Source organism: Streptomyces sp. NBC_00086 (assembly GCF_026343255.1).
GTDB lineage: Bacteria > Actinomycetota > Actinomycetes > Streptomycetales > Streptomycetaceae > Streptomyces.
The window spans coordinates 5,103,520-5,127,468 of sequence record NZ_JAPELZ010000001.1; the positions used below are offsets into that span (position 1 = coordinate 5,103,520).

General features: G+C 68.7%; 16 protein-coding genes and 3 rRNA genes. 11 read left to right on the top strand and 8 right to left on the bottom strand.

What is annotated here, in order from left to right; all coding sequences use genetic code 11:
- Positions 1-63 precede the first annotated feature (63 nt).
- From OG276_RS22960 to OG276_RS22980, 5 genes are all read left to right on the top strand, one after another.
- Positions 64-1,434, top strand: a complete 1,371-nt coding sequence (locus OG276_RS22960; RefSeq protein ID WP_266908271.1) for a phosphomannomutase/phosphoglucomutase — start codon at positions 64-66, stop codon at positions 1,432-1,434.
- 295 nt (positions 1,435-1,729) lie between these two features.
- Positions 1,730-1,915 (top strand): Trm112 family protein, encoded by a 186-nt coding sequence (locus OG276_RS22965; RefSeq protein ID WP_266908273.1) that lies wholly within the window; start codon positions 1,730-1,732, stop codon positions 1,913-1,915.
- A gap of 97 nt (positions 1,916-2,012) precedes the next feature.
- Positions 2,013-3,146 (top strand): SIS domain-containing protein, encoded by a 1,134-nt coding sequence (locus OG276_RS22970; protein WP_266908275.1) that lies wholly within the window; start codon positions 2,013-2,015, stop codon positions 3,144-3,146.
- Positions 3,147-3,185: 39 nt separating this feature from the next.
- Positions 3,186-4,358: a mannose-6-phosphate isomerase, class I gene (gene manA, locus OG276_RS22975; protein WP_266908277.1), complete on the top strand. Its 1,173-nt coding sequence runs from the start codon at positions 3,186-3,188 to the stop codon at positions 4,356-4,358.
- Between the two features lie 93 nt (positions 4,359-4,451).
- Positions 4,452-5,396: a cation diffusion facilitator family transporter gene (locus tag OG276_RS22980; RefSeq protein ID WP_266908279.1), complete on the top strand. Its 945-nt coding sequence runs from the start codon at positions 4,452-4,454 to the stop codon at positions 5,394-5,396.
- Positions 5,397-5,460: 64 nt separating this feature from the next.
- Here OG276_RS22980 and lepB read toward each other — a convergent pair whose 3' ends face one another.
- Positions 5,461-6,153: a signal peptidase I gene (lepB, locus tag OG276_RS22985; protein WP_266913040.1), complete on the bottom strand. Its 693-nt coding sequence runs from the start codon at positions 6,151-6,153 to the stop codon at positions 5,461-5,463.
- 174 nt (positions 6,154-6,327) lie between these two features.
- Positions 6,328-8,403, bottom strand: coding sequence for a fructose-specific PTS transporter subunit EIIC (locus OG276_RS22990; protein WP_266908281.1), 2,076 nt, complete (start codon positions 8,401-8,403; stop codon positions 6,328-6,330).
- Positions 8,404-8,757: 354 nt separating this feature from the next.
- Between OG276_RS22990 and ahcY the strand changes: the two genes are divergently transcribed.
- Together ahcY and OG276_RS23000 are read left to right on the top strand one after the other, a co-directional pair.
- Positions 8,758-10,209, top strand: coding sequence for an adenosylhomocysteinase (ahcY, locus tag OG276_RS22995; protein ID WP_266908283.1), 1,452 nt, complete (start codon positions 8,758-8,760; stop codon positions 10,207-10,209).
- A gap of 129 nt (positions 10,210-10,338) precedes the next feature.
- On the top strand, positions 10,339-10,971 hold the full coding sequence (locus OG276_RS23000; RefSeq protein WP_266908285.1) for a hypothetical protein: 633 nt from the start codon (positions 10,339-10,341) through the stop codon (positions 10,969-10,971).
- Here OG276_RS23000 and OG276_RS23005 read toward each other — a convergent pair.
- Positions 10,968-11,882, bottom strand: a complete 915-nt coding sequence (locus tag OG276_RS23005; protein WP_266908287.1) for an RDD family protein — start codon at positions 11,880-11,882, stop codon at positions 10,968-10,970. The two genes, OG276_RS23000 and OG276_RS23005, sit on opposite strands and share 4 nt — an antisense overlap.
- Before the next feature lie 115 nt (positions 11,883-11,997).
- Here OG276_RS23005 and OG276_RS23010 point away from each other — a divergent pair, with 115 nt between their 5' ends.
- The 4 genes from OG276_RS23010 (at position 11,998) to rrf (ending at position 18,733) form a co-directional block, all read left to right on the top strand.
- Entirely contained in the window at positions 11,998-13,005 is a 1,008-nt protein-coding gene (locus tag OG276_RS23010; protein ID WP_266908289.1) for a stage II sporulation protein M, read from the top strand.
- 605 nt (positions 13,006-13,610) lie between these two features.
- Positions 13,611-15,135 (top strand): 16S ribosomal RNA (locus OG276_RS23015).
- 283 nt (positions 15,136-15,418) lie between these two features.
- Positions 15,419-18,541, top strand: a 23S ribosomal RNA gene (locus tag OG276_RS23020).
- A 74-nt stretch (positions 18,542-18,615) separates the two neighbouring features.
- Positions 18,616-18,733 (top strand): 5S ribosomal RNA (rrf, locus tag OG276_RS23025).
- Together the 16S, 23S and 5S rRNA genes form the textbook arrangement of a ribosomal RNA operon.
- Before the next feature lie 95 nt (positions 18,734-18,828).
- Here rrf and OG276_RS23030 read toward each other — a convergent pair.
- The 5 genes from OG276_RS23030 to OG276_RS23050 form a co-directional block, all read right to left on the bottom strand.
- The gene (locus tag OG276_RS23030) at positions 18,829-19,425 is read right to left on the bottom strand and encodes a Uma2 family endonuclease (protein ID WP_266908291.1); all 597 of its coding nucleotides are present in this window, start codon (positions 19,423-19,425) and stop codon (positions 18,829-18,831) included.
- A gap of 74 nt (positions 19,426-19,499) precedes the next feature.
- Positions 19,500-20,810: a DUF58 domain-containing protein gene (locus OG276_RS23035; RefSeq protein WP_266908293.1), complete on the bottom strand. Its 1,311-nt coding sequence runs from the start codon at positions 20,808-20,810 to the stop codon at positions 19,500-19,502.
- On the bottom strand, positions 20,810-21,772 hold the full coding sequence (locus tag OG276_RS23040; protein ID WP_266908295.1) for a MoxR family ATPase: 963 nt from the start codon (positions 21,770-21,772) through the stop codon (positions 20,810-20,812). The genes OG276_RS23035 and OG276_RS23040 overlap by 1 nt, the downstream gene beginning before the upstream one ends.
- Positions 21,769-23,286, bottom strand: a complete 1,518-nt coding sequence (locus tag OG276_RS23045) for a DUF4350 domain-containing protein (protein ID WP_266908297.1) — start codon at positions 23,284-23,286, stop codon at positions 21,769-21,771. Before OG276_RS23045 ends, OG276_RS23040 begins: the two co-directional genes overlap by 4 nt.
- A complete protein-coding gene (locus OG276_RS23050; RefSeq protein WP_266908299.1) occupies positions 23,283-23,945 on the bottom strand; it encodes a DUF4129 domain-containing protein in 663 nt (220 codons plus the stop codon). Before OG276_RS23050 ends, OG276_RS23045 begins: the two co-directional genes overlap by 4 nt.
- Positions 23,946-23,949 lie beyond the last annotated feature (4 nt).

The following is a 23,949-nucleotide window of genomic DNA, read 5'->3' on the forward strand; positions in this document are numbered from 1 at the left end:
AAAAGCCGCCCTGCGGCCACGGTAGGTTTGCCTCACCGCACACCACCTTCAGGAGGGCACGCAGTGGCCACCGATCTTTCGAACATCGTCAAGGCGTACGACGTACGAGGCGTGGTGCCGGACGAGTGGGACGAGCACCTGGCCGAGCTGTTCGGTGCCGCCTTCGTCGAGGTGACCGGTGCCCGGGCCATCGTCATCGGCCACGACATGCGGCCCTCCTCCCCGGCCCTGTCGGGCGCCTTCGCGCGCGGCGCGGCCGCCCGCGGCGTGGACGTCACCCTCATCGGGCTGTGCTCCACCGACCAGCTGTACTACGCCTCCGGCAAGCTGAACCTGCCGGGCGCGATGTTCACGGCCTCGCACAACCCGGCGCAGTACAACGGCATCAAGCTCTGCCGGGCCGGCGCCGCCCCGGTCGGCCAGGACACCGGCCTGTCCACCATCCGCGAGCTCGCCGAGAAGTGGAGCGACGAGGGCGCCCCGGCGATCCCCGCCGGCACCGTCCCCGGCACCGTCACCGAGCAGGACACCCTCACCGGCTACGCCGACCACCTGAAGGGCCTGGTCGACCTCACCGCCGTCCGCCCGCTCAAGGTCGTCGTCGACGCGGGCAACGGCATGGGCGGGCACACCGTCCCCACCGTCTTCACGGGCCTCCCGCTGGACCTGGTCCCCATGTACTTCGAGCTGGACGGGACCTTCCCGAACCACGAGGCCAACCCCCTCGACCCGAAGAACATCGTCGACCTCCAGGCCCGCGTACTGGCCGAGGGCGCCGACCTCGGCATCGCCTTCGACGGCGACGCCGACCGCTGCTTCATCGTCGACGAGCGCGGCCAGGGCGTCTCCCCGTCCGCCATCACCGCCCTGGTCGCCGCCCGCGAACTGGCCCGCAACGGCGGCACCGGCACCGTGATCCACAACCTGATCACCTCCTGGTCCGTCCCCGAGGTCGTCCGCGAGAACGGCGGCACCCCCGTCCGCACGCGCGTCGGCCACTCCTTCATCAAGGAGGAGATGGCCAAGTCCGGCGCCATCTTCGGCGGCGAGCACTCGGCGCACTACTACTTCAAGGACTTCTGGAACGCGGACACCGGCATGCTCGCCGCGCTCCACGTCCTGGCGGCCCTCGGCGGCCAGGACGGCCCCCTCTCGGCCCTGGTCTCCTCCTACGACCGCTACGCGGGCTCCGGAGAGATCAACTCGACCGTCGCCGACCAGACGGCCCGCCTCGCCGCCGTGAAGGCCGCCTACGGCTCCGCGGAGGGCGTCACCCTCGACGAACTGGACGGCCTCACCGCCACCAGCGCCGACTGGTGGTTCAACGTCCGCGCCTCCAACACCGAGCCCCTCCTGCGCCTGAACGTGGAGGCCCGCGACGAGGCCACCCTCGCCAAGGTCCGCGACGAGGTCCTGGCGCTGATCCGCGCTTAGCGCGGCCGCCCGCGCCGTCGGACGCCGGTGGGCAGAAATCAGCCCCGCCGGCGTTCGGGGCGCGGGTCCTGGGGCGGAGCCCCAGCAGCGGACCCGCACCCGATACCCCGCCGTACCGCCGAGCCCCTCCAGGGACCACGGTGGAGGTCCTCCTGCGCCCGTCGCGTGAGGTCCTCCTCCACCCGTCACCAGAGGTCCTCCTCCACCCGTCACCAGAGGTCCTCCTCCACCCGTCACCAGAGGTGACTCGGCGGTAGGCTGACCAGGCCCGATCCACATCCCCGAAGGGAACCCCATGCCGCTCGAAGCCGGTCTCCTGGAGATCCTCGCCTGCCCCGCCTGCCACTCCCCGCTCCAGGACAAGTCGGCAGACGAGACCACCCCCGAGCTGATCTGCACCGGCCAGGACTGCGGTCTCGCCTACCCGGTCCGCGACGGCATCCCGGTGCTCCTCGTCGACGAGGCGCGCCGCCCCGCCTGAGCCTCCTACCGCCACCCCGCGCAAACGCTGAGACTGGTTCCGTCACACACAGGTTCCGTCACCGCTGGACACGTCACAGAACTAGCCGGAGGCCGCCATGCTCGACGAGTCGCTCCTCGACGCACCTGACGATCTCGCCCGCGCCGACCGCCGCGGCCTGCTCCGCGGCGCCGCCGACGCAGGCGCACGGGTACGCACCGCGGCCCGGCACGCCGCCGAGGCCGGTCTCGCCGACCTGCGTCCCGACGGCCGCCCCCGGGCGGTCCTCATCGCCGGGCCCGGCACCGCCGCGACCGGGGTCGCCGACCTGCTCGGCGCGCTCGCCGGGGCCTCCGCGCCCGTCATCCGGCTGCACCCGACCGGCGTCGCGCACGCCGCCGGGGCCCTGCGCTGGACCCTGCCCGGCTGGGCCGGCCCCGTCGACCTGCTGCTCATCGCCACCACCGACGGAACCGAGCCCGGCCTCGGCGTCCTCGCCGAGCAGGCCTACCGGCGCGGCTGCACCGTCGTCGCCGTCGCCCCCGAGCGCTCGCCGCTGAGCGAAGCGGTCGACGGCGCGCACGGGCTGCTCGTACCGATGGCCAAGGCCCCGTACCAGGAGTACGACGAGTCGGCCGCGGCCGGCCCCGGCGCCCTCTGGGCCCTGCTGACCCCGCTGCTGGTGCTCCTCGACCGGGTCGGCCTGATCACCGCCGCCCCGCACACCCTGCAGCTCGTCGCCGACCGGCTCGACCGCACGGCCGAGCGCTGCGGCCCCGCCATCGCCACTTACTCCAACCCGGCCAAGACCCTCGCCTCCGAGCTCGCCGACTCCCTCCCGCTCATCTGGAGCGAGGGCGCCGCCGCGGGACCCGCCGGGCGCCGCTTCGCCGCCACCCTCGCCGAACTCGCCGGCCGACCCGCACTCGCCGCCGATCTTCCCGAGGCCCTCCCGGCCCACGGGGTCCTGCTCTCCGGCGGTTTCGCCGCCGGCGCCGACCCCGACGACTTCTTCCGCGACCGAGTGGAAGAACCGCAGGCCCTTCGCGCACGCATCGTCCTGTTGCGCGACAGGCCCGCAGGCGGACTGACAGCCGCCCCTGCCGCACGAGAGCTCGCCCTCAGCCACGACACGGCCATCAGCGAGCTCGAACCGGAGGAGGGCACAGAGCTGGAACAGCTCGCCGAACTCCTCGCCGTCACGGATTTCGCCACCGCCTACCTGGCGCTGGCCTCCGGGGGACACAGCTGAGGCGTACGAACGCGCGCCTCTCACCCAGGAAGACGACCGATGGACCGCCTCACGAACACGATCCGCCCCTACGCCTGGGGATCGACCACCGCGATCCCCGAACTCATCGGGATCGCACCGACCGGCGAGCCCCAGGCCGAGCTGTGGATGGGCGCCCACCCGGGCGCACCCTCCCGCCTGGACCGCGGAGCAGGCGAGAGCGCCCTCTCGGACGTCATCGCGGCCGACCCCGAAGGCGAACTGGGGGTCGCCGCCGTCCGCAAGTTCGGCCCCAGGCTCCCCTTCCTCTTCAAGCTCCTCGCCGCCGGCGCCCCGCTCTCCCTCCAGGTCCATCCCGACCTCGCCCAGGCGAAGGCCGGGTTCGAGGACGAGGAGCGGCGCGGCGTCCCGATCGACGCACCGCACCGCAACTACAAGGACGCCAACCACAAGCCCGAGCTGGTCTGCGCCCTCACCCCCTTCGAGGGCCTGTCCGGATTCCGTCCGCCGCTGGAGGCCGCCGCCCTGCTGGAGGGCCTCGGCGTCAACTCCCTGAAGCCCTACGCCGATCTCCTGCGGGCACACCCCGAGGAGGCGGCCCTGCGCGAGGTGCTCACCGCCGTCCTGACCGCCGACCGCGCCGAGATGGCCCGTACGGTCTCCGAGGCCGCGGCCGCCGCCGAGCGGCTCGGGGGCCCGTACGCCCCGTACGCCGGACTCGTCCACCACTACCCGGGCGACCCCGGCGTCATCGCCGCGATGCTCCTCAACCACGTGCAACTCCAGCCCGGCGAAGCCATGTTCCTCGGCGCCGGCATCCCGCACGCCTACCTCGACGGCCTCGGCGTCGAGCTCATGGCCAACTCCGACAACGTCCTGCGCTGCGGGCTCACCCCCAAGCACGTCGACGTGCCGGAGCTGCTGAAGGTCACCCTCTTCGAGCCCGGCGACCCCGGCATCCTGCGCCCGGAGGGCAACGGCGAAGAGGTCTACGAGACCCCCATCGACGAATTCCGGCTCTCCCGCTTTGTCCTGGCCGCCGGCGGCGCCCCCCGGGTGCTGCCCGACGGCACCGCGCAGATCCTGCTGTGCACGGCGGGCTCCCCGAAGGCGAACTCCCCGAAGTCCGGCGAACTGACGCTGGCGCCGGGCGAATCGGTCTTCGTACCGGCAGGCGAAAAGGTCGAACTGTCCGGAACCGGCACCGTCTTCCGTGCCACTGTGGTGGTCTGACGTACCGTCCCTCTCGGTGGCTGTGAGAATCTGCGGCCGTAGCGCGGCGTCCCGGCCCGGGGCGCCGCACCGAGGAAGGGACACATCGCAACCATGAGCGCGTCGGGCGGTACCAAGGCGATCGTGGCGGCACTCGCCGCCAATCTGGCCATCGCGGTAGCCAAGTTCGTGGCCTTCGTCTTCAGCGGCTCGTCGTCGATGCTTGCGGAAAGCGTCCACTCGCTGGCGGACTCCGGCAACCAGGGCCTGCTCCTCCTGGGAGGGAAGAAGGCCCAGCGCGAGGCGACTCCGCAGCACCCCTTCGGGTACGGGCGCGAGCGCTACATCTACGCCTTCCTGGTCTCCATCGTGCTGTTCACCGTCGGTGGCATGTTCGCCATCTACGAGGGCTACGAGAAGATCCACGAGCCGCACGCGATCTCGCACTGGTACTGGCCGGTCGGCGTCCTCGTCTTCGCGATCATCGCGGAGTCCTTCTCCTTCCGCACCGCGATCAAGGAGTCGAACGAGATCCGCGGCAGCCTCACCTGGGGCCAGTTCATCAAGCGCGCCAAGGCCCCCGAGCTCCCCGTGGTCCTCCTCGAAGACCTCGGCGCCCTCATCGGCCTCGTCCTCGCCCTCGCGGGCGTGGGCATCGCCCTGCTGACCGGCAACGGCGTCTGGGACGGCATCGGCACCCTGTGCATCGGTGTCCTGCTCATCATCATCGCCATCGTCCTCGCCGCCGAGACCAAGTCCCTGCTGCTCGGCGAGGCCGCCGGCACCGAGGACGTGGAGAAGATCAAGGCGGCCGTCGTCGACGGCGACGTGGTCACCGGCATCATCCACATGCGCACCCTGCACCTAGGCCCTGAGGAGCTCCTGGTCGCGGCGAAGATCTCCGTCCAGAGCGACGACACCGCGACGGAGGTGGCCAACGCCATCAACGCCGCCGAGGCCCGCATCCGCGCGGCGGTCCCGATCGCCCGAGTGATCTACCTGGAGCCGGACATCTTCAACGCCGAGGCCGCGGCGAAGGGCACCAACCCGGGCGTCTGACCCGGCGCATGACGTGAGGAGGCCCCCCTGCGCGCGCAGGGGGGCCTCCTCACGTCCGCGGGACTCAGTCGGAGGATGCGGCCTCGTACGCCCACGTCAGCTGTCCGGGCCCGGCGCCCGCCGCGTTCCGCGCCGCCTTCGCCGCCCGTCGCCGCGCCACCAGTGAGCCGATGCCGAGCCCGCCGCCGACGAGGAAGACCGGCACGCCGAACATGCCCACGAGCCCGGCGGCGGCCGCCGCGTCCGGCACCTCGGCCAGCGCGACCCCCCATACGGCCGACACCGGCACGGTTCCCTGGCCCTCGTCGCGGACCCGCAGATGGGAGTCGAAGGAGTTCGAGCGGTGGTCGCCCATCAGGAACATCCGCCCCTCGGGCACCGTGACATCGAAGGCCATCGTCGCCGGCACGGCCGCTTCCATGAGGTACGGCTCGACGAGCGGCTTCCCGTTCAGCGTCAGACTCGCCTCACCCGGTGCCCATGAGATGCGGTCCCCACCCAGGGCCACCACCCGCTTGAAGACCTGCTGGCCCTCCTGGATCCCTGCCCCGTTCACCCACGAGGCAGGGGCAGCGAAGACCACGGCGTCCCCGTGCCGGACCTCCCCCGGAGCGACCCGGTCGAACCAGACCTGGTCTCCGAGGGAGTAGGCGGGCCTCATCGACTCCGACGGGAGGAACGTCATTTGGTACTCGTCCGCGAGGACGAACCTGGTCCAGCTCCCCGCCCCCACGAACAGCGCCGCGCCGAGCACCATGAGCACCACCGCCCAGATCCCTCTTCGCCGTCCCGGCCTGCGCTGATCCCGCCCCATGTCCGTTCCCTTCGCCAAAAGCCCCTGTCGGCTGGCGAAGCGTACGCAGCGCCCTCGGGCCCCGTACCACCGAGGTGGGGTACGGGGCCCGAGGGGCGTTCCGGGGAGTCCGCGCGGCTACTGGATCTCGCGCAGCACGTCCAGGATCTCGGCCTTGCCGGGCGCGGCCTGCAGGCGCTCGCGGAAGCCGGTGTCCATCAGCTTGCGCGACAGCAGGGCCAGGATCCGCAGGTGCTCGTCCCCGGCCGCGGCCTCCGGTACGGAGATCATGAAGACCAGCCGGGCCTTCGTCCCGTCCAGCGCGCCCCACTCGATGCCCTCGTCGGACCGGGCGAAGCCCACCGTCGGGCGGGTCACCGCGTCCGTCTTGGCGTGCGGGATGGCGATGGATTCGCCGAGGCCGGTCGTACCCTGCGCCTCCCGGGCCAGGGCGACCCGTACGAGCTCGTCCACGTCGGTGACGTTGCCGGTCGTGGCCAGCATCTCCGCCATCTCGCGGATCGCCGCCTCCTTGGAGCCCGAGGCCAGCTCCGTCTTGACGGTCTGCTCGGTGACGTACCCGGACAGCACCTCGGGCGGCCCGCCCGCGGCCACCGGAGCCGCGGCCGCGGGCTGCTGTGCCCGTACGGCCGTCCCGGCTGCTCCCGCACCCGCGCCGACGGCCCTACCGCCGCCGCCCACGGGGGCGCCCGCACCGACCAGGGCCGGCTCCGGCGAGAGGACCGCGGGACCGGCGGTGACGCCCTCGCGGCGCAGCTTGAACTCGATCAGCGCGTTGGTCGTCAGCGCTGTCACGACCGCACCGGCCGCGATGGCCACGAAGAACATCGCGACACCGCTGATCGCGCCGAACAGCGAGACGATCGGACCGCCGTGCGGCACCGAGTCCTGGACCCCGGCCACACCGGCGATCGCACCGGCCACCGCGCCACCGAGCATGTTCGCGGGGATGACCTGCGCGGGCCGGGCCGCGGCGAAGGGGATCGCGCCTTCGGAGATGCCGAAGAAGCCCATGAACAGGGCGGCGAGGCCGGTTTCCTTCTCCTCGTCGCTGTAGAGCTTGCGGCGCAGGAGCGTGGCCAGACCCTGGCCGAGCGGCATGACGGGGATGGCCGCGGCGGCCATGCCCATGACGTGGTTGTTGGTGCCGATGAGGCCGACGGCGACGAGGAAGGCGGTCTTGTTGACCGGACCGCCCATGTCGAAGGCGATCATCAGACCGATCAGGGTGCCCAGCACGATCGCGCTGGAGCCGGTCATCCCGTTCAGCCAGCTGGTCAGGTTCGTGAAGACCCAGGAGATCGGCTTGCCGATCACATAGATGTAGAAGAGACCCAGGGCCACCGTCGACACGATCGGGATCACGATGATCGGCATGATCGGCTGGATGACCTTGGGGACCTTGACCTTCTTGATCCACACGACCAGATAGCCCGCGAGGAAGCCCGTCGCGATGGCACCCAGGAAGCCGGCGTTCGCGTCGGCCCCGTAGATGTGCACGGCGTCCGCGGCGAGGAAACCGCCGATCATGCCGGGTACGAGGGCCGGCCGGTCGCCCAGCGCGTAGGCGATGTAGCCGGAGAAGATCGGCAGCATCAGCGAGAAGCCGGTCACGCCGAGCTTGTTCACGTAGAACCAGAAGGTCCCGTCGGGAATGACCAGCCCGCCCTTGGCGTCCGCGTGCCCGCCGAGGGACAGGGAGACGGCCAGCAGCAGACCGCCCACGACCACGAACGGGATCATGTGGGAGACGCCGTTCATCAGCGCCTTGTACGCCTGGCTGCGCTGCTTGCCGCCGCCCCCGCCGCCGCCCGCGACCGCCGAGGTCCCGGCCTGCACCGGCGCGCTCTGCGCGCTCCGGATCAGCTCCTCCGGCTTGTGGATGCCGTCGGCGACGCCGGTGGACAGCACCCGCTTGCCGGCGAACCGGTCGAGGTCGACCTCCTTGTCGGCGGCGATGATGACGGCGTCCGCTTCCCTGACATCGTTGTCAGAGAGCACGTTCTCGGCCCCGATGGAACCTTGGGTCTCCACCTTGATCGAGATGCCGAGACGATCGCCGGCCTGCTGCAGCTTCTCCGCAGCCATGTACGTGTGCGCGATACCGGTGGGGCACGCGGTAACGGCGACGATCTTCACGGGCTTCCGCCCGCTCGCGTCCACGCCTTCGGGAGGGCCTGCCGGACTGGTCACTGGTATCTCCTCACGACACATGCGTTGTCCTGCCGGGATCGTGCGTACAACGCGACCCAACGGCATCGTCGCGCATGTAAGGGGTGCATCAAAAGTCCGAAAGGCCCTGGATTCTTCGCCGTAGGCCCTGAACTCCAGTAGTGACTTGCCTTCAGATCATCTGGGCCCCGCTCCGCCGATCGGTGTAGATTCGTCATCAGTGTCAGGCGTCGCTGCTGATGGCGGTCGGGCGGTCTTCGCGACCGGCCGAGGGGAGAGAGGACCCCCGACGGACTGAGCCCCACGTGCGTCGTCCCCCGGACGGTGCGCGGCTCAGCCGTACCCACCTCTCTACCTCACGAGGAGCAGCACCACATGACTGCCGCATTCACCGACTTCAAGGTCGCGGACCTCTCCCTCGCCGTCTTCGGACGCAAGGAGATCACCCTCGCCGAGCACGAGATGCCCGGCCTGATGTCGATCCGCCGGGAGTACGCGGCCACCCAGCCGCTCGCCGGCGCTCGCGTCACCGGCTCCCTGCACATGACCGTGCAGACCGCCGTCCTCATCGAGACCCTGGTCGCCCTCGGCGCCGAGGTCCGCTGGGCCTCCTGCAACATCTTCTCCACCCAGGACCACGCGGCCGCCGCCATCGCGGTGGGCCCGAACGGCACCGCGGAGAACCCGCAGGGCGTCCCCGTCTTCGCCTGGAAGGGCGAGACGCTGGAAGAGTACTGGTGGTGCACGGAGCAGGCGCTGACCTGGCCGAACACCCCCACCGGCGGCCCCAACATGATCCTCGACGACGGTGGCGACGCCACCCTCCTCGTCCACAAGGGCGTCGAGTTCGAGAAGGCCGGCGCGGCCCCGGACCCGTCCACCGCGGACTCCGAGGAGTACGCCAACATCCTGACCCTCCTCAACCGCACCCTGGGCGAGGCCCCGCAGAAGTGGACGCAGCTCGCGTCCGAGATCCGCGGCGTCACCGAGGAGACCACCACCGGCGTCCACCGTCTTTACGAGATGATGGCCGAAGGCACCCTGCTCTTCCCGGCGATCAACGTGAACGACGCCGTCACCAAGTCGAAGTTCGACAACAAGTACGGCTGCCGCCACTCCCTCATCGACGGCATCAACCGCGCCACCGACGTCCTCATCGGCGGCAAGACCGCCGTGGTCTTCGGCTACGGCGACGTCGGCAAGGGCTGCGCCGAGTCGCTGCGCGGCCAGGGCGCGCGCGTCATCGTCACCGAGATCGACCCGATCTGCGCCCTGCAGGCGGCGATGGACGGCTACCAGGTCGCGACCCTGGACGACGTCGTCGCGACGGCCGACATCTTCATCACCACCACGGGCAACAAGGACATCATCATGGCCGCCGACATGGCCAAGATGAAGCACCAGGCCATCGTCGGCAACATCGGCCACTTCGACAACGAGATCGACATGGCCGGCCTCGCGAAGATCGAGGGCATCGTCAAGGACGAGGTCAAGCCCCAGGTCCACACCTGGAAGTTCCCCGACGGCAAGGTCCTCATCGTCCTGTCCGAGGGCCGCCTGCTGAACCTGGGCAACGCCACCGGTCACCCGTCCTTCGTGATGTCGAACTCCTTCGCGGACCAGACCCTGGCCCAGATCGAGCTCTTCACCAAGCCGGCCGAGTACCCCACCGACGTCTACGTGCTCCCCAAGCACCTCGACGAGAAGGTGGCCCGCCTGCACCTCGACGCCCTCGGCGTCCGCCTCACCACCCTGCGCCCGGAGCAGGCCTCCTACATCGGCGTGGACGTCGCGGGCCCGTACAAGCCGGACCACTACCGCTACTGATCCCCACGGATCAGCGGCACCCAGCAGCACCAGCGCGGCATCCGCGCGTCAGGCCCCCGGCATCCGTGCCGGGGGCCTGCCCCGTACCCGCCCGCACCCCTCTCCGCCCGAAGTCCAGGAAGACGCCCCATGCCCCGAGGCCGCTACGCGCTCCACGACCCGCACGACCACACCCCCCTCGGCGAGGAGCACTTCCACTGCGCCCCGGGCCCCTCCGGCTGGCGCTACGTCTCCCAGCTCACCGCACCCGACGGTGCGCACCGCGGCTCCGTCGACCTGGCCGTCGACGAACTGGGCCGCCCCATCCGCCTGGAGGTCAACGCCTCCAGCTGGCAGGTCCGCGGCGCCGCCATCGACGGGATCACCTGGGTCCGCACCGACCCGGCCGGAGCCGAAGCCACCGAGGGCAACGTCCCCGGCGCCGCCGGATTCACCGGCACCTCCCCGGCCTTCCTCGTCGCCACGGCCCGGCTGCTGCGCCTGGCCCCCGGCGCCCCCGCCACCCGCGTCCGCCTCGTCGCCCTGACCGACCCCGTCCTGGCGGCCCGTACGACCGACCAGGCCTGGGCCCTCCTGAACCGCGCCGAGCACCCCACGGACAGCGGCCCGCTCCTGGTCGACGAGTACCGGGTCACGGCCCTGGACACCGGCGAGGTCCACACGGTCCACATCGCCGGGGACGTGGTCCTCTCGGCCCCCGGCATCGAGCTCGAACACCTGGAAACCCCGCCGTCGGCCTTCACCGACGCATCGTCCGACTAGGCGGGCGGCGCGAACCCGGTCGCCTTCGGCGGTTCGACGGGTACGGGCGCGGGCGCCGCCACCACGGGAGCCGCGACGGGCACCACCGCCGGCGCCGCCACGGCCGGCATCACCACGGGCGCGCTCTGCCCGTACGGAACCGGAGCCGCCCCGGGAGCGGGCTGCTGCCGGAAGGCCCGCGCGGCGTCGCGCGACTGCCGTTCGTGCACCACGGCCATCAGGAACGCGGCGGCGGGCACCCCGACCGGCGGCGGAGCCCCCGTACGTGCCACCAGATCGTCCGCGAGCCGGGCCGCCATGGTGGCGCTCACCTGCGGATCCAGCCGGTCCATGCGCGTCAGGTACTGCCGGATCGCCAGCCACAGCCCGTCCGGCACCGCGGACAGGTCCAGCCCGCCGAACCGCCCGGCCAGCCACGGAGGCGGCGCGGGCACCGGCATCACCCGTGCCCCCGGCACCCGCTCCCGGATGACCAGCGTCCCCGCGAACACGTCCCCGAGCCGCCGCCCCCGCTCGGAGAACAGCGAGGCGATGCACGCCACGGATCCGAAGGTCAGCAGCAGTTCGAAGACCCCGAAGGCCCCGCGCACCAGCGCGTGCCGGAAGCGGATCGGCCCGCCGTCGTCGCGCACCACCCGTAGCCCGCACGCGAGCTTGCCCAGTGACCGCCCGTGGCTCAGCGTCTCCACGGCGATCGGCACGCCGACCAGGATGAGGACGAACGAGGCCACCGACACGGCCGCCCGGGCCGCCCCGTCCATCGAAGCGGTGGACAGGACCAGTCCGATGGCGAGCAGCAAGTACCCGGCGACGTACACGACCAGGTCGAGCAGGATCGCCAGCGCCCGGCTCGGCAGCCTCGCCGGCCGTAGCCCCAGGACGACCGCGTCCCCCGTCACCAGATCGCTCACCGATGCACACCCTTCACGTGACCTGCCCCGCCCCATCGGCCTCCAGTCTGCCAAGCTGACGAAGCAAGCAGTAGGAGTAACCGGTAGGGACCAGGGGCAGGGGAGCGCCAACCGCATGGATCTCGACGTCTTCGTTGCGGCCCACCAAGCAGAGTGGGCCCGCCTGGAACAGCTCCTGGGCCGGGGCCGGCGCCTCACGGGAGCCGAGGCCGACGAGCTCGTCGCGCTCTACCAGCGCACGGCCACCCACCTCTCCCTGGTCCAGTCCAGCACCCCCGACCCGATGCTCACGGGCCGCCTGACCCAGCTCGTGGCCCGCGCCCGCGCCACGGTGACGGGCACCCGGCGGTCCAGCTGGCGCGACGCGGCCCGCTTCTTCACCTCGGGCTTCCCGGCCGCCGTCTACCTCAGCCGCCGCTGGTGGATACCCACGGCACTGATCTCCACCGCCGTCGGCGTGCTCGTCGGCTGGTGGATAGCCACCCACCCGGAGATCCAGAGCGCCATCGGAGCTCCGGAGGACCTGAAGGCGATGACGAAGCCGGGCGGCGGGTACGAGACGTACTACTCCAGCCACCCCGCGGCCTCCTTCGCGGCCCAGGTCTGGACGAACAACGCCCAGGCGGCCGCGATCTGCCTGGTCCTGGGCGGCTTCCTGGGCCTGCCGGTCCTGTACATCCTGTGGCAGAACATGCTGAACCTCGGCGTCGGCATCGGCCTGATGTCCTCGGCCGACCGCCTCGACGTCTTCCTCGGCCTGATCCTCCCGCACGGCCTTCTCGAACTGACCGCCGTCTTCGTGGCCGCGGGCACGGGCCTGCGCCTGGGCTGGACGGTCATCGACCCGGGCCACCGCACCCGCCGCGTCGCCCTGGCCGAACAGGGCCGCGCCGCCCTCGGCATGGCCATCGGCCTGGCGGCGGTCCTCTTCCTCTCCGGCCTGATCGAAGGCTTCGTCACCCCCTCCGGCCTGCCCACATGGGCCCGCATCAGCATCGGCGTGGCCGCCGAGGCGGCCTTCCTGCTCTACGTCTACGTCCTGGGCGGCCGAGCGGCCCGAGCCGGCGACACGGGCGACGTGGAACAGGCCGACCAGACGGCGACGCTCCCCACCGCCGCCTGATGTGCGTACGACCCTGCTGAGCTGCTAGTCTCCTCGTCGTCCCGCAAACACCGTTGACACGGCGGCTGCGGGGAGGTAGATTCGAACGGTTGCCTCGAACTGGACAAGTTCGGCAGCGATGGTTTAAAGTCTTTCTCGCCCCCCAGGAATTGAATTCCAAGTGGGCACACCCAACTCTTCATTCAGGAAGCCGAAGCCGGGAAATCCGGTGGAAATCTTCTGATAGAGTCGGTCTCGCCGGAAAGGGAAACGCGAAAGCGAAGAACTGGAAAGCGAATCCCGCTGACTGGGAATCGGACGCGAAAGAGTCTGATAGAGTCGGAAACGCAAGAACAGAACGAAAGCCCGGAGGAAAGCCCGAGAGGGTGAGTACAAAGGAAGCGTCCGTTCCTTGAGAACTCAACAGCGTGCCAAAAATCAACGCCAAAAAGTTGATACCCCGTCCATTTCGGTGGATGAGGTTCCTTTGAAAAAGACCTGTGAGGTCGCGGCTTCGGCCCTGACGCTTGCAGGCAATTACACAGCGAGGACGCAGTGGACGGTCGGTCTTATTCCGACATGACTGTCCCGCTCTAAGTGCGTGTGCACCGGATTACCGGTAAACATTCATGGAGAGTTTGATCCTGGCTCAGGACGAACGCTGGCGGCGTGCTTAACACATGCAAGTCGAACGATGAAGCCCTTCGGGGTGGATTAGTGGCGAACGGGTGAGTAACACGTGGGCAATCTGCCCTTCACTCTGGGACAAGCCCTGGAAACGGGGTCTAATACCGGATAACACTCCTGCCCGCATGGGCGGGGGTTAAAAGCTCCGGCGGTGAAGGATGAGCCCGCGGCCTATCAGCTTGTTGGTGGGGTAATGGCCCACCAAGGCGACGACGGGTAGCCGGCCTGAGAGGGCGACCGGCCACACTGGGACTGAGACACGGCCCAGACTCCTACGGGAGGCAGCAGTGGGGAATATTGCACAATGGGCGAAAGCCTGATGCAGCGACGCCGCGTGAGGGATGACGGCCTTCGGGTTGTAAACCTCTTTCAGCAGGGAAGAAGCGAAAGTGACGGTACCTGCAGAAGAAGCGCCGGCTAACTACGTGCCAGCAGCCGCGGTAATACGTAGGGCGCAAGCGTTGTCCGGAATTATTGGGCGTAAAGAGCTCGTAGGCGGCTTGTCACGTCGGATGTGAAAGCCCGAGGCTTAACCTCGGGTCTGCATTCGATACGGGCTAGCTAGAGTGTGGTAGGGGAGATCGGAATTCCTGGTGTAGCGGTGAAATGCGCAGATATCAGGAGGAACACCGGTGGCGAAGGCGGATCTCTGGGCCATTACTGACGCTGAGGAGCGAAAGCGTGGGGAGCGAACAGGATTAGATACCCTGGTAGTCCACGCCGTAAACGTTGGGAACTAGGTGTTGGCGACATTCCACGTCGTCGGTGCCGCAGCTAACGCATTAAGTTCCCCGCCTGGGGAGTACGGCCGCAAGGCTAAAACTCAAAGGAATTGACGGGGGCCCGCACAAGCAGCGGAGCATGTGGCTTAATTCGACGCAACGCGAAGAACCTTACCAAGGCTTGACATATACCGGAAAGCATTAGAGATAGTGCCCCCCTTGTGGTCGGTATACAGGTGGTGCATGGCTGTCGTCAGCTCGTGTCGTGAGATGTTGGGTTAAGTCCCGCAACGAGCGCAACCCTTGTCCTGTGTTGCCAGCATGCCCTTCGGGGTGATGGGGACTCACAGGAGACCGCCGGGGTCAACTCGGAGGAAGGTGGGGACGACGTCAAGTCATCATGCCCCTTATGTCTTGGGCTGCACACGTGCTACAATGGCCGGTACAATGAGCTGCGATACCGTGAGGTGGAGCGAATCTCAAAAAGCCGGTCTCAGTTCGGATTGGGGTCTGCAACTCGACCCCATGAAGTCGGAGTTGCTAGTAATCGCAGATCAGCATTGCTGCGGTGAATACGTTCCCGGGCCTTGTACACACCGCCCGTCACGTCACGAAAGTCGGTAACACCCGAAGCCGGTGGCCCAACCCGTAAGGGAGGGAGCTGTCGAAGGTGGGACTGGCGATTGGGACGAAGTCGTAACAAGGTAGCCGTACCGGAAGGTGCGGCTGGATCACCTCCTTTCTAAGGAGCACAGTACCGATTGCAGACAAACGTTCTGCACGGTCAGCTCAGGGTGGAACGTTGATTAGTTGGCACGGTTTCCTGGATGGATCACAAGTACTGCTTCGGCGTGGAAAGTGACTCACTGACGGGGGATCGTGCTTGGCACGTTGTTGGGTATCTGAGGGTACGGCCGAAAGGTCTTATCTTCGCGATGCCGGCCCCAGTGAACTTCGCCTTAGGGTGAGGGTGATGGGTGACTGGTCGTTGCTTGAGAACTACACAGTGGACGCGAGCATCTGTAGGCCAAGTTTTTAAGGGCGCACGGTGGATGCCTTGGCACCAGGAACCGATGAAGGACGTGAGAGGCCGCGATAGGCCCCGGGGAGCTGCCAACTGAGCTTTGATCCGGGGGTGTCCGAATGGGGAAACCCGGCAGTCGTCATGGGCTGTCACCCACTGCTGAACACATAGGCAGTGTGGAGGGAACGCGGGGAAGTGAAACATCTCAGTACCCGCAGGAAGAGAAAACAACCGTGATTCCGGGAGTAGTGGCGAGCGAAACCGGATGAGGCCAAACCGTATGCGTGTGATACCCGGCAGGGGTTGCGCATGCGGGGTTGTGGGAATTCTTTTGATCGGTCTGCCGGCCGGTCGGCGAGTCAGAAACCGTTGATGTAGTCGAAGGACATGCGAAAGGTCCGGCGTAGAGGGTAAGACCCCCGTAGACGAAACATCAGCGGCTTGCTTAAGAATCTCCCAAGTAGCACGGGGCCCGAGAAATCCCGTGTGAATCTGGCGGGACCACCCGCTAAGCCTAAATATTCCCTGGTGACCGATAGCGGATAGTACCGTGAGGGAATGGTGAAAAGTACCGCGGGAGCGGAGTGAAATAGTACCTGAAACCGTGTGCCTACAAGCCGTGGGAGCGTCGCCGTTATTCTTCGGAATAACGGTCGTGACTGCGTGCCTTTTGAAGAATGAGCCTGCGAGTTAGCGGTGTGTAGCGAGGTTAACCCGTGTGGGGAAGCCGTAGCGAAAGCGAGTCCGAATAGGGCGATTGAGTTGCACGCTCTAGACCCGAAGCGGAGTGATCTAGCCATGGGCAGGTTGAAGCGGAGGTAAGACTTCGTGGAGGACCGAACCCACCAGGGTTGAAAACCTGGGGGATGACCTGTGGTTAGGGGTGAAAGGCCAATCAAACTCCGTGATAGCTGGTTCTCCCCGAAATGCATTTAGGTGCAGCGTCACGTGTTTCTTGCCGGAGGTAGAGCACTGGATAGGCGATGGGCCCTACCGGGTTACTGACCTTAGCCAAACTCCGAATGCCGGTAAGTGAGAGCGTGGCAGTGAGACTGTGGGGGATAAGCTCCATGGTCGAGAGGGAAACAGCCCAGAGCATCGACTAAGGCCCCTAAGCGTACGCTAAGTGGGAAAGGATGTGGAGTCGCAGAGACAACCAGGAGGTTGGCTTAGAAGCAGCCACCCTTGAAAGAGTGCGTAATAGCTCACTGGTCAAGTGATTCCGCGCCGACAATGTAGCGGGGCTCAAGCGTACCGCCGAAGTCGTGTCATTGCAGCAATAGGGCCAACGCCCGCTGTGATGGGTAGGGGAGCGTCGTGTGCCGGGTGAAGCAGCAGCGGAAGCTAGTTGTGGACGGTTCACGAGTGAGAATGCAGGCATGAGTAGCGATACACACGTGAGAAACGTGTGCGCCGATTGACTAAGGGTTCCTGGGTCAAGCTGATCTGCCCAGGGTAAGTCGGGACCTAAGGCGAGGCCGACAGGCGTAGTCGATGGACAACCGGTTGATATTCCGGTACCCGCTTTGAAACGCCCAATATCGAATCAGGCGATGCTAAGCCCGTGAAGCCGTTCCGGACCCTTCGGGGAAAGGAAAGTGGTGGAGCCGGTGACCCAGACTTGTAGTAGGTAAGCGATGGGGTGACGCAGGAAGGTAGTCCAGCCCGGGCGGTGGTAGTCCCGGGGTAAGGGTGTAGGCCGAGGGGTAGGCAAATCCGTCCCTCATATAAGGCTGAGACCTGATGCCGAGCCGATTGTGGTGAAGTGGATGATCCTATGCTGTCGAGAAAAGCCTCTAGCGAGTTTCATGGCGGCCCGTACCCTAAACCGACTCAGGTGGTCAGGTAGAGAATACCGAGGCGTTCGGGTGAACTATGGTTAAGGAACTCGGCAAAATGCCCCCGTAACTTCGGGAGAAGGGGGCCATCACTGGTGATCGGATTTACTCCGTGAGCTGGGGGTGGCCGCAGAGACCAGCGAGAAGCGACTGTTTACTAAAAACACAGGTCCGTGCGAAGCCGTAAGGCGATGTATACGGACTGACGCCTGCCCGGTGCTGGAACGTTAAGGGGACCGGTTAGTCACATTTCGGTGTGGCGAAGCTGAGAACTTAAGCGCCAGTAAACGGCGGTGGTAACTATAACCATCCTAAGGTAGCGAAATTCCTTGTCGGGTAAGTTCCGACCTGCACGAATGGCGTAACGACTTCTCGACTGTCTCAACCATAGGCCCGGTGAAATTGCACTACGAGTAAAGATGCTCGTTTCGCGCAGCAGGACGGAAAGACCCCGGGACCTTTACTATAGTTTGATATTGGTGTTCGGTTCGGCTTGTGTAGGATAGGTGGGAGACTTTGAAGCGGCCACGCCAGTGGTTGTGGAGTCGTCGTTGAAATACCACTCTGGTCGTGCTGGATGTCTAACCTCGGTCCGTGATCCGGATCAGGGACAGTGTCTGATGGGTAGTTTAACTGGGGCGGTTGCCTCCCAAAAAGTAACGGAGGCGCCCAAAGGTTCCCTCAGCCTGGTTGGCAATCAGGTGTTGAGTGTAAGTGCACAAGGGAGCTTGACTGTGAGACCGACGGGTCGAGCAGGGACGAAAGTCGGGACTAGTGATCCGGCGGTGGCTTGTGGAAGCGCCGTCGCTCAACGGATAAAAGGTACCCCGGGGATAACAGGCTGATCTTCCCCAAGAGTCCATATCGACGGGATGGTTTGGCACCTCGATGTCGGCTCGTCGCATCCTGGGGCTGGAGTCGGTCCCAAGGGTTGGGCTGTTCGCCCATTAAAGCGGTACGCGAGCTGGGTTTAGAACGTCGTGAGACAGTTCGGTCCCTATCCGCTGTGCGCGTAGGAATATTGAGAAGGGCTGTCCCTAGTACGAGAGGACCGGGACGGACGAACCTCTGGTGTGCCAGTTGTCCTGCCAAGGGCATGGCTGGTTGGCTACGTTCGGGAGGGATAACCGCTGAAAGCATCTAAGCGGGAAGCCTGCTTCAAGATGAGTATTCCCACCTCCTTGAGAGGGTAAGGCTCCCAGTAGACGACTGGGTTGATAGGCCAGATGTGGAAGCCCGGTAACGGGTGGAGCTGACTGGTACTAATAGGCCGAGGGCTTGTCCTCAGTTGCTCGCGTCCACTGTGTTAGTTCTGAAGTAACGAACTGTGTCATATCCGGTTTGGTTAACTTCATAGTGTTTCGGTGGTCATAGCGTTAGGGAAACGCCCGGTTTACATTCCGAACCCGGAAGCTAAGCCTTTCAGCGCCGATGGTACTGCAGGGGGGACCCTGTGGGAGAGTAGGACGCCGCCGAACAATCATTGTAGAAAGCCCCGTACCGGGTAACCGGTACGGGGCTTTTCTGCGTTTACGGACCCTTTTCGGGGCCGGGTCCATTTGGGTGATGGGGCCTACCAGTCGGCGGGGTAGCTCTTGAGGCTGCTCGTGTCGAGTGTCCAGCGGCCGGCGACGACGGTGTCCCCGAAGGCGTACGGGACCGTCTTGCGGTAGCGGATGCCGTCGGGACCCCCCGAGGGATCACTGTGCACTGTGGCGGCCTTCTTGTCCTTGCGGGGGTCCACCACGACGTAGAGCGGGACGCCCATCTTCGGGTAGTCGTGGAGCTTGTCGCGGATGTCGGTGAGGGAATTCGTACGTGAGACGACCTCCACCACCATCAGGACATCGCGCGAGTTGACCACCCTCGCCGTGTCATCGGTGTCTTCCTCGGCGATGACCATGAGGTCGGGCACTTTGGTCAGGCCTGTCACCGGATCGCCCATGTTCGTGTCGCTGAGAGCCATGACCTCGGGCGTCTGTGCCTCGATCTGACGGCGTAGCCGCACCACGTTCAGCCCGTGGGGAGCCGTGGGGCTCATCATCGTGAGGGAGATCTGACCGTCGGTGGTCTGCACCTTCCACTGGTCTTCCTGGTGCTCGGCCAGCTCCGAGAGTTGCTCCGCGAAGTCGTGCATGCGGCGCAGCTGCTCCGGGGTGAGGTCGGCCATGGTGTCCTCCTGGTGGGTGCCGCGCCCAGCGTATCCAGATCAGGACGGAACGTCTCCGTGGCGGGACGGCTGGGTCAGAGGCGGCCGGCGGCCTTCAGAGCCAGGTAGGCGTCGGCCAAGGCGGGGGCCAGGGTGTCCGGGGTGGCGTCGACCACGTGGACGCCGTGGCGGGTGAGCTGTTCCGCCGTGCGGCGGCGGGCCGACTGGGACTGGGTGCCCGCCGCGGCCTCGTAGACGGCTTCCACCGTGCCGCGGGACTGCGTCATTTCCGCCACGTGGGGGTCCGAGACCGAGGCCAGCAGGACCGTGTGGCGCTGGGTGAGGCGGGGGAGCAGCGGGAGCAGGCCTTCCTCGACGGGGGCCGCGTCCAGGCTGGTCAGGAGGACCACCAGGGAGCGCCGGGGGGCGCTGCGCAGGATGGTGGAGACCAGGGTGCGGGAGTCCGTCTCGACCAGTTCCGGTTCGAGGGTGGCCATCGCGTTCACGAAGGCGGGGAGGGTGTCGGCCGCCGAGCGGGCCTGGACCTGGGCGCGGGGGCGGCGGTCGTGGGCCAGGAGGTCCACGCGGTCGCCCGCGCGGGTGGCCAGGGCGGTGAGGAGCAGGGCCGCGTCCATCGCCGAGTCGAGGCGCGGGGCGTCGCCGACGCGGCCGGCCGCGGTGCGGCCGGTGTCGAGGCAGATCAGGATGTGGCGGTCGCGTTCCGGGCGCCAGGTGCGGACGGCGACCTTGTTCTGGCGGGCGGTGGCCCGCCAGTCGATGGAACGGGTGTCGTCGCCGGGTACGTAGTCGCGCAGGCTGTCGAACTCCGTGCCCTCACCGCGCGTCAGAACGCTGGTGCGGCCGTCGAGTTCGCGCAGGCGGGCCAGGCGGGAGGGGAGGTGCTTGCGGCTCGCGAAGGGCGGCAGGACGCGGACCGTCCACGGGACGGTGTGGTGGCCCTGGCGGGCCAGCAGGCCGAGCGGGCCGTACGAGCGGATCGTGACGCGGGCCGCCTGGCGATCGCCTCGGCGGGTGGGTCGCAGTCGGGTGGTGAGGCGGCGGCGTTCGCCGGGGGGAACGGCCAACGTATGGCGGGAACCGGCGACTTCGGTCCCGGGGACCCAGCTGCTCGGGGGCCAGGCGTCGCGGATCCGGGCGCGGAGCGTACGGGGGGAGGGGTTCGTGATCGTGAGGTGGACGTCTGCGGATTCGCCGAGGCGCACGGACGTGTCGCCGGAGCGGGCGAGTTGGAGCGAGCGGACCGGGGCCGCGAGGGCGTAGTCGACCGCGCAGGCCAGGGCGATGGGGGCGTTGACCGCCAGCATCCCCGTCCAGCTCGGTCCGAGGAAGCCGACGGGGATGCTGCCGAGGGCCGCGAGCAGTGCGGCGCGTCCGGTGAAGGCCATCAGCGCGGGACGGGGACGTGGGTGAGGATCGCGGTGATGACCGCGTCGGCCGTGACGCCCTCCATCTCGGCCTCGGGGCGCAGTTGGACGCGGTGGCGCAGGGTCGGCAGGGCGAGGGCCTTCACGTCGTCGGGGGTGACGTAGTCGCGGCCCACGAGCCAGGCCCAGGCGCGGGCCGTGGCCAGCAGCGCGGTGGCGCCGCGCGGGGAGACGCCGAGGGTGAGGGAGGGGGATTCGCGGGTGGCGCGGCAGATGTCGACGACGTACGCGGCGATCTCCGGGGAGACGCTGGTGGCCTCGACGGCCTTGCGGGCGGCGTCCAGTTCGGCGGGGCCGGCGACCGGGCGGATGCCGGCGGAGTGCAGGTCGCGGGGGTTGAAGCCGGCCGCGTGGCGGGTCAGTACGCCGATCTCGTCCTCGCGGGAGGGGAGGGGCACGGTGAGCTTCAGGAGGAAGCGGTCGAGCTGGGCCTCGGGCAGGGGGTACGTGCCCTCGTACTCGACCGGGTTCATGGTGGCGGCGACGAGGAACGGCTCCGGGAGCTTGCGGGGGGTGCCGTCGACGGTGACCTGGCGCTCCTCCATCGCTTCGAGGAGGGAGGACTGGGTCTTGGGGGGCGTGCGGTTGATCTCGTCGGCGAGGAGCAGGTTGGTGAAGACCGGGCCGTTCTGGAACGAGAACTCCGCGGTGCGGGCGTCGTAGACGAGGGAGCCGGTGACGTCGCTCGGCATCAGGTCGGGGGTGAACTGGACCCGCTTGGTGTCGAGTTCGAGGGAGGCGGCCAGCGCCCGCACGAGGAGGGTCTTCGCGACGCCGGGGACGCCTTCGAGCAGGACGTGGCCGCGGCAGAGGAGGGCTACGACGAGACCGGTGACGGCGGAGTCCTGGCCGACCACGGCCTTTCCGATCTCGGTGCGGAGCGCCTCCAGGGCGGAGCGGGCGCTGTCCGTGGTGGCCGTCATGAGGTGCGGACCTCCCTTTCGAGGGCGTCGAGGTGGTCGGCGAGCGCGATGAGCGCCGCGTCGGTGGTGGGGGCGGTGCCGAAGAGCAGGCCGTCCGGGTCCTGCGGGGGCCCGGCCGTGAGGCGGGCCGCGACCGCGGGGACCAGGGAGGCGGGGTCGTGGGCCTGGGTGGCCGGTACGCCGACCAGCGCGGCCAGGCGTTCGCGGGCGGCGGCGCGCAGCACGGTGGCGGCGCGGTCGCGGGCGCCGGCCTTGCGGTACAGGCGGGCGCGGCCCTCGGTGGCCTCGGAGGCGCGGACGAGGACGGGCAGGCGTTCGGTGACGAGCGGGCCGAGGCGGCGGGCGCGCCAGAGGGCGGCGACGGCGGCCGCGAGGAAGAGCTGGAGCAGGGCCCAGCTCCAGCCGGCGGGGATCAGGTCGAGGAAGCTCTGCTCCTCGCCGGTGCCGGCGGCGCTGTCGGGGTCGCTGTCGGCCGGGGACGGCATGTACCAGACGAGGTTCGGGCGGGTGCCGAGGAGCTGGAGCGCGAGGGAGGCGTTGCCCTCCTTGGCGAGGGTCTTGTTGAGGAGCACGGCCTCCGAGCCGAGGAGGACGGTGTCGCCTCCGCGGATGCCGGTGGGGAGCACGAGGAGCGTGGGGTGGCCCGAGCGGGGGTAGCAGCCGGTGGCTCCGGGGGTGGCGGTGGTGTACCGGTAGCCGCCGCCTGTCGCGGCGCGGCCCGCGGCCGTGGCGGCGGGGAGGGGGCAGGTGCTGCCCGGGTCGAGGTGGGTGTCCGGGGCCGGGGAGCCGTCGTCGTGGGTGTGCGTGCCGGGGGCCAGGGCCGGGAGGCTGAGCGCGCTCGGGGCGAGCAGGACGGTCCGTCCGCCGGAGAGGTCGATCGCGGAACGGATGTCGCGGAGCTGGGGTTCGCCCAGCCGGTCCGGGTCGGTGACCAGCAGGGTGGTGTCGGGGCCGGCGGCGTCCGAGGCGGCCTCGGCGGAGGTGACGACCCGGGTGGTGACCCCGCGGGCCTTGAGCAGCTCGGCGACGGCCTGGCTGCCGTAGGGGTCGGGGGAGCGGGGGTCGAGGTAGCCGTGCCGGGTGCCGGAGTTCAGGGCGGCGAGGGCGAGCCCGCCGACGAGGAGCACCGTCAGCGCGAGGAGGAAGCCGCGGGAGCGGGCCCACAGGTCTCGGGGCGTTGTGCCTGCGGCGGCTGTACGGGGCGGGGTGGCGGGCCCGCCGGAGCGGGTGGACGCGGCTGCGGCGGACGCCCCGGCGGGGGGTGCGTCGGGCCCCGTGGCGGCAGCTTCGGCGGACGGCCCGTCGGAGACCGCGGCGTGGGTCCCGCCGAGCCGTGGGGCCGAGGCGGCCCCGGTGGGGTGGGGCCTGCCGCCGGCCGTCGCGTGGACGGGGGGCGCGAAGGGCCCGCCTGCGCCCTGGTGGGCCGGGCCGGGGGATGCGCCCGCGGTGAGCGGCGCGGGTGCGCCCGGGGCGTTCGGGTCCGCGGCGTTCGGGTCCGGGGTGGGGCCGGTCATGGGGTGGAGCCCGTCAGGAGGGGCTTCGTCTGGGACAGGGCCTGGTCCAGGGTGGTCAGGGTCGCGTACATCCCGGCGTCGGCCGGGTGGCCGCCGTAGGTGACGTCGTCGAAGGTGCGGGCCGCCGCGCGCAGGGCCGCGGCGTGGGACGGGAGGGTGGCGGCGGCTTCGGCCGCCGCCTCGTCCGCGGTGCGGCCGGGACGGGGGTCGAGGAGGGTGCGCTCCTCCAGGGAGCGGAAGACGGCGCGCATGCGCTCCTGGACCGCTTCGCTCCAGCGGCCCTCGCCGGCCAGGGACTCGGCGGCGGCGCGGTGGTCGGCCGCGCTGCGGACGCCCGCGTCGAAGAGGGTGCCCGCAGCGCGGGCGGCGGTGCGGCCGGGGGCGCCCAGGCGCCACCACAGGGCCGCGAGGACGAGGAGCGCGAACACCACGATGGCCACCAGGCCCAGGATCCCGCCCGGGGTCGCCCCGGAGGCGCGGTCGAAGAGGTCGCCCACCCACTCCCAGAAGCGGTCCAGCGCCCTCTGCAGCAGCCCCGGGTCGTTCTGGTGGTACACGGGCTTGGACAGCTCGTGGCGGGCCGCCTCGCGGGCGGCTTCGCGGCCGATGCCTGGTTGTGGTGTGGGTTGTGGTGCGAGCAGGCCCCCCGTGCTCCTCATTCCC

Excerpts from the sequence above, each read along its gene's own strand:
- OG276_RS22965 (WP_266908273.1), top strand. The coding sequence starts at position 1,730 with ATGCCGCTCGAAGCCGGTCTCCTGGAGATCCTCGCCTGCCCCGCCTGC.
- OG276_RS22970 (WP_266908275.1), top strand. The coding sequence starts at position 2,013 with ATGCTCGACGAGTCGCTCCTCGACGCACCTGACGATCTCGCCCGCGCC.
- manA (WP_266908277.1), top strand. The coding sequence starts at position 3,186 with ATGGACCGCCTCACGAACACGATCCGCCCCTACGCCTGGGGATCGACC.
- OG276_RS22980 (WP_266908279.1), top strand. The coding sequence starts at position 4,452 with ATGAGCGCGTCGGGCGGTACCAAGGCGATCGTGGCGGCACTCGCCGCC.
- lepB (WP_266913040.1), bottom strand. The coding sequence starts at position 6,153 with ATGGTGCTCGGCGCGGCGCTGTTCGTGGGGGCGGGGAGCTGGACCAGG.
- ahcY (WP_266908283.1), top strand. The coding sequence starts at position 8,758 with ATGACTGCCGCATTCACCGACTTCAAGGTCGCGGACCTCTCCCTCGCC.
- OG276_RS23000 (WP_266908285.1), top strand. The coding sequence starts at position 10,339 with ATGCCCCGAGGCCGCTACGCGCTCCACGACCCGCACGACCACACCCCC.
- OG276_RS23010 (WP_266908289.1), top strand. The coding sequence starts at position 11,998 with ATGGATCTCGACGTCTTCGTTGCGGCCCACCAAGCAGAGTGGGCCCGC.
- OG276_RS23030 (WP_266908291.1), bottom strand. The coding sequence starts at position 19,425 with ATGGCCGACCTCACCCCGGAGCAGCTGCGCCGCATGCACGACTTCGCG.
- OG276_RS23035 (WP_266908293.1), bottom strand. The coding sequence starts at position 20,810 with ATGGCCTTCACCGGACGCGCCGCACTGCTCGCGGCCCTCGGCAGCATC.
- OG276_RS23040 (WP_266908295.1), bottom strand. The coding sequence starts at position 21,772 with ATGACGGCCACCACGGACAGCGCCCGCTCCGCCCTGGAGGCGCTCCGC.
- OG276_RS23045 (WP_266908297.1), bottom strand. The coding sequence starts at position 23,286 with ATGACCGGCCCCACCCCGGACCCGAACGCCGCGGACCCGAACGCCCCG.
- OG276_RS23050 (WP_266908299.1), bottom strand. The coding sequence starts at position 23,945 with ATGAGGAGCACGGGGGGCCTGCTCGCACCACAACCCACACCACAACCA.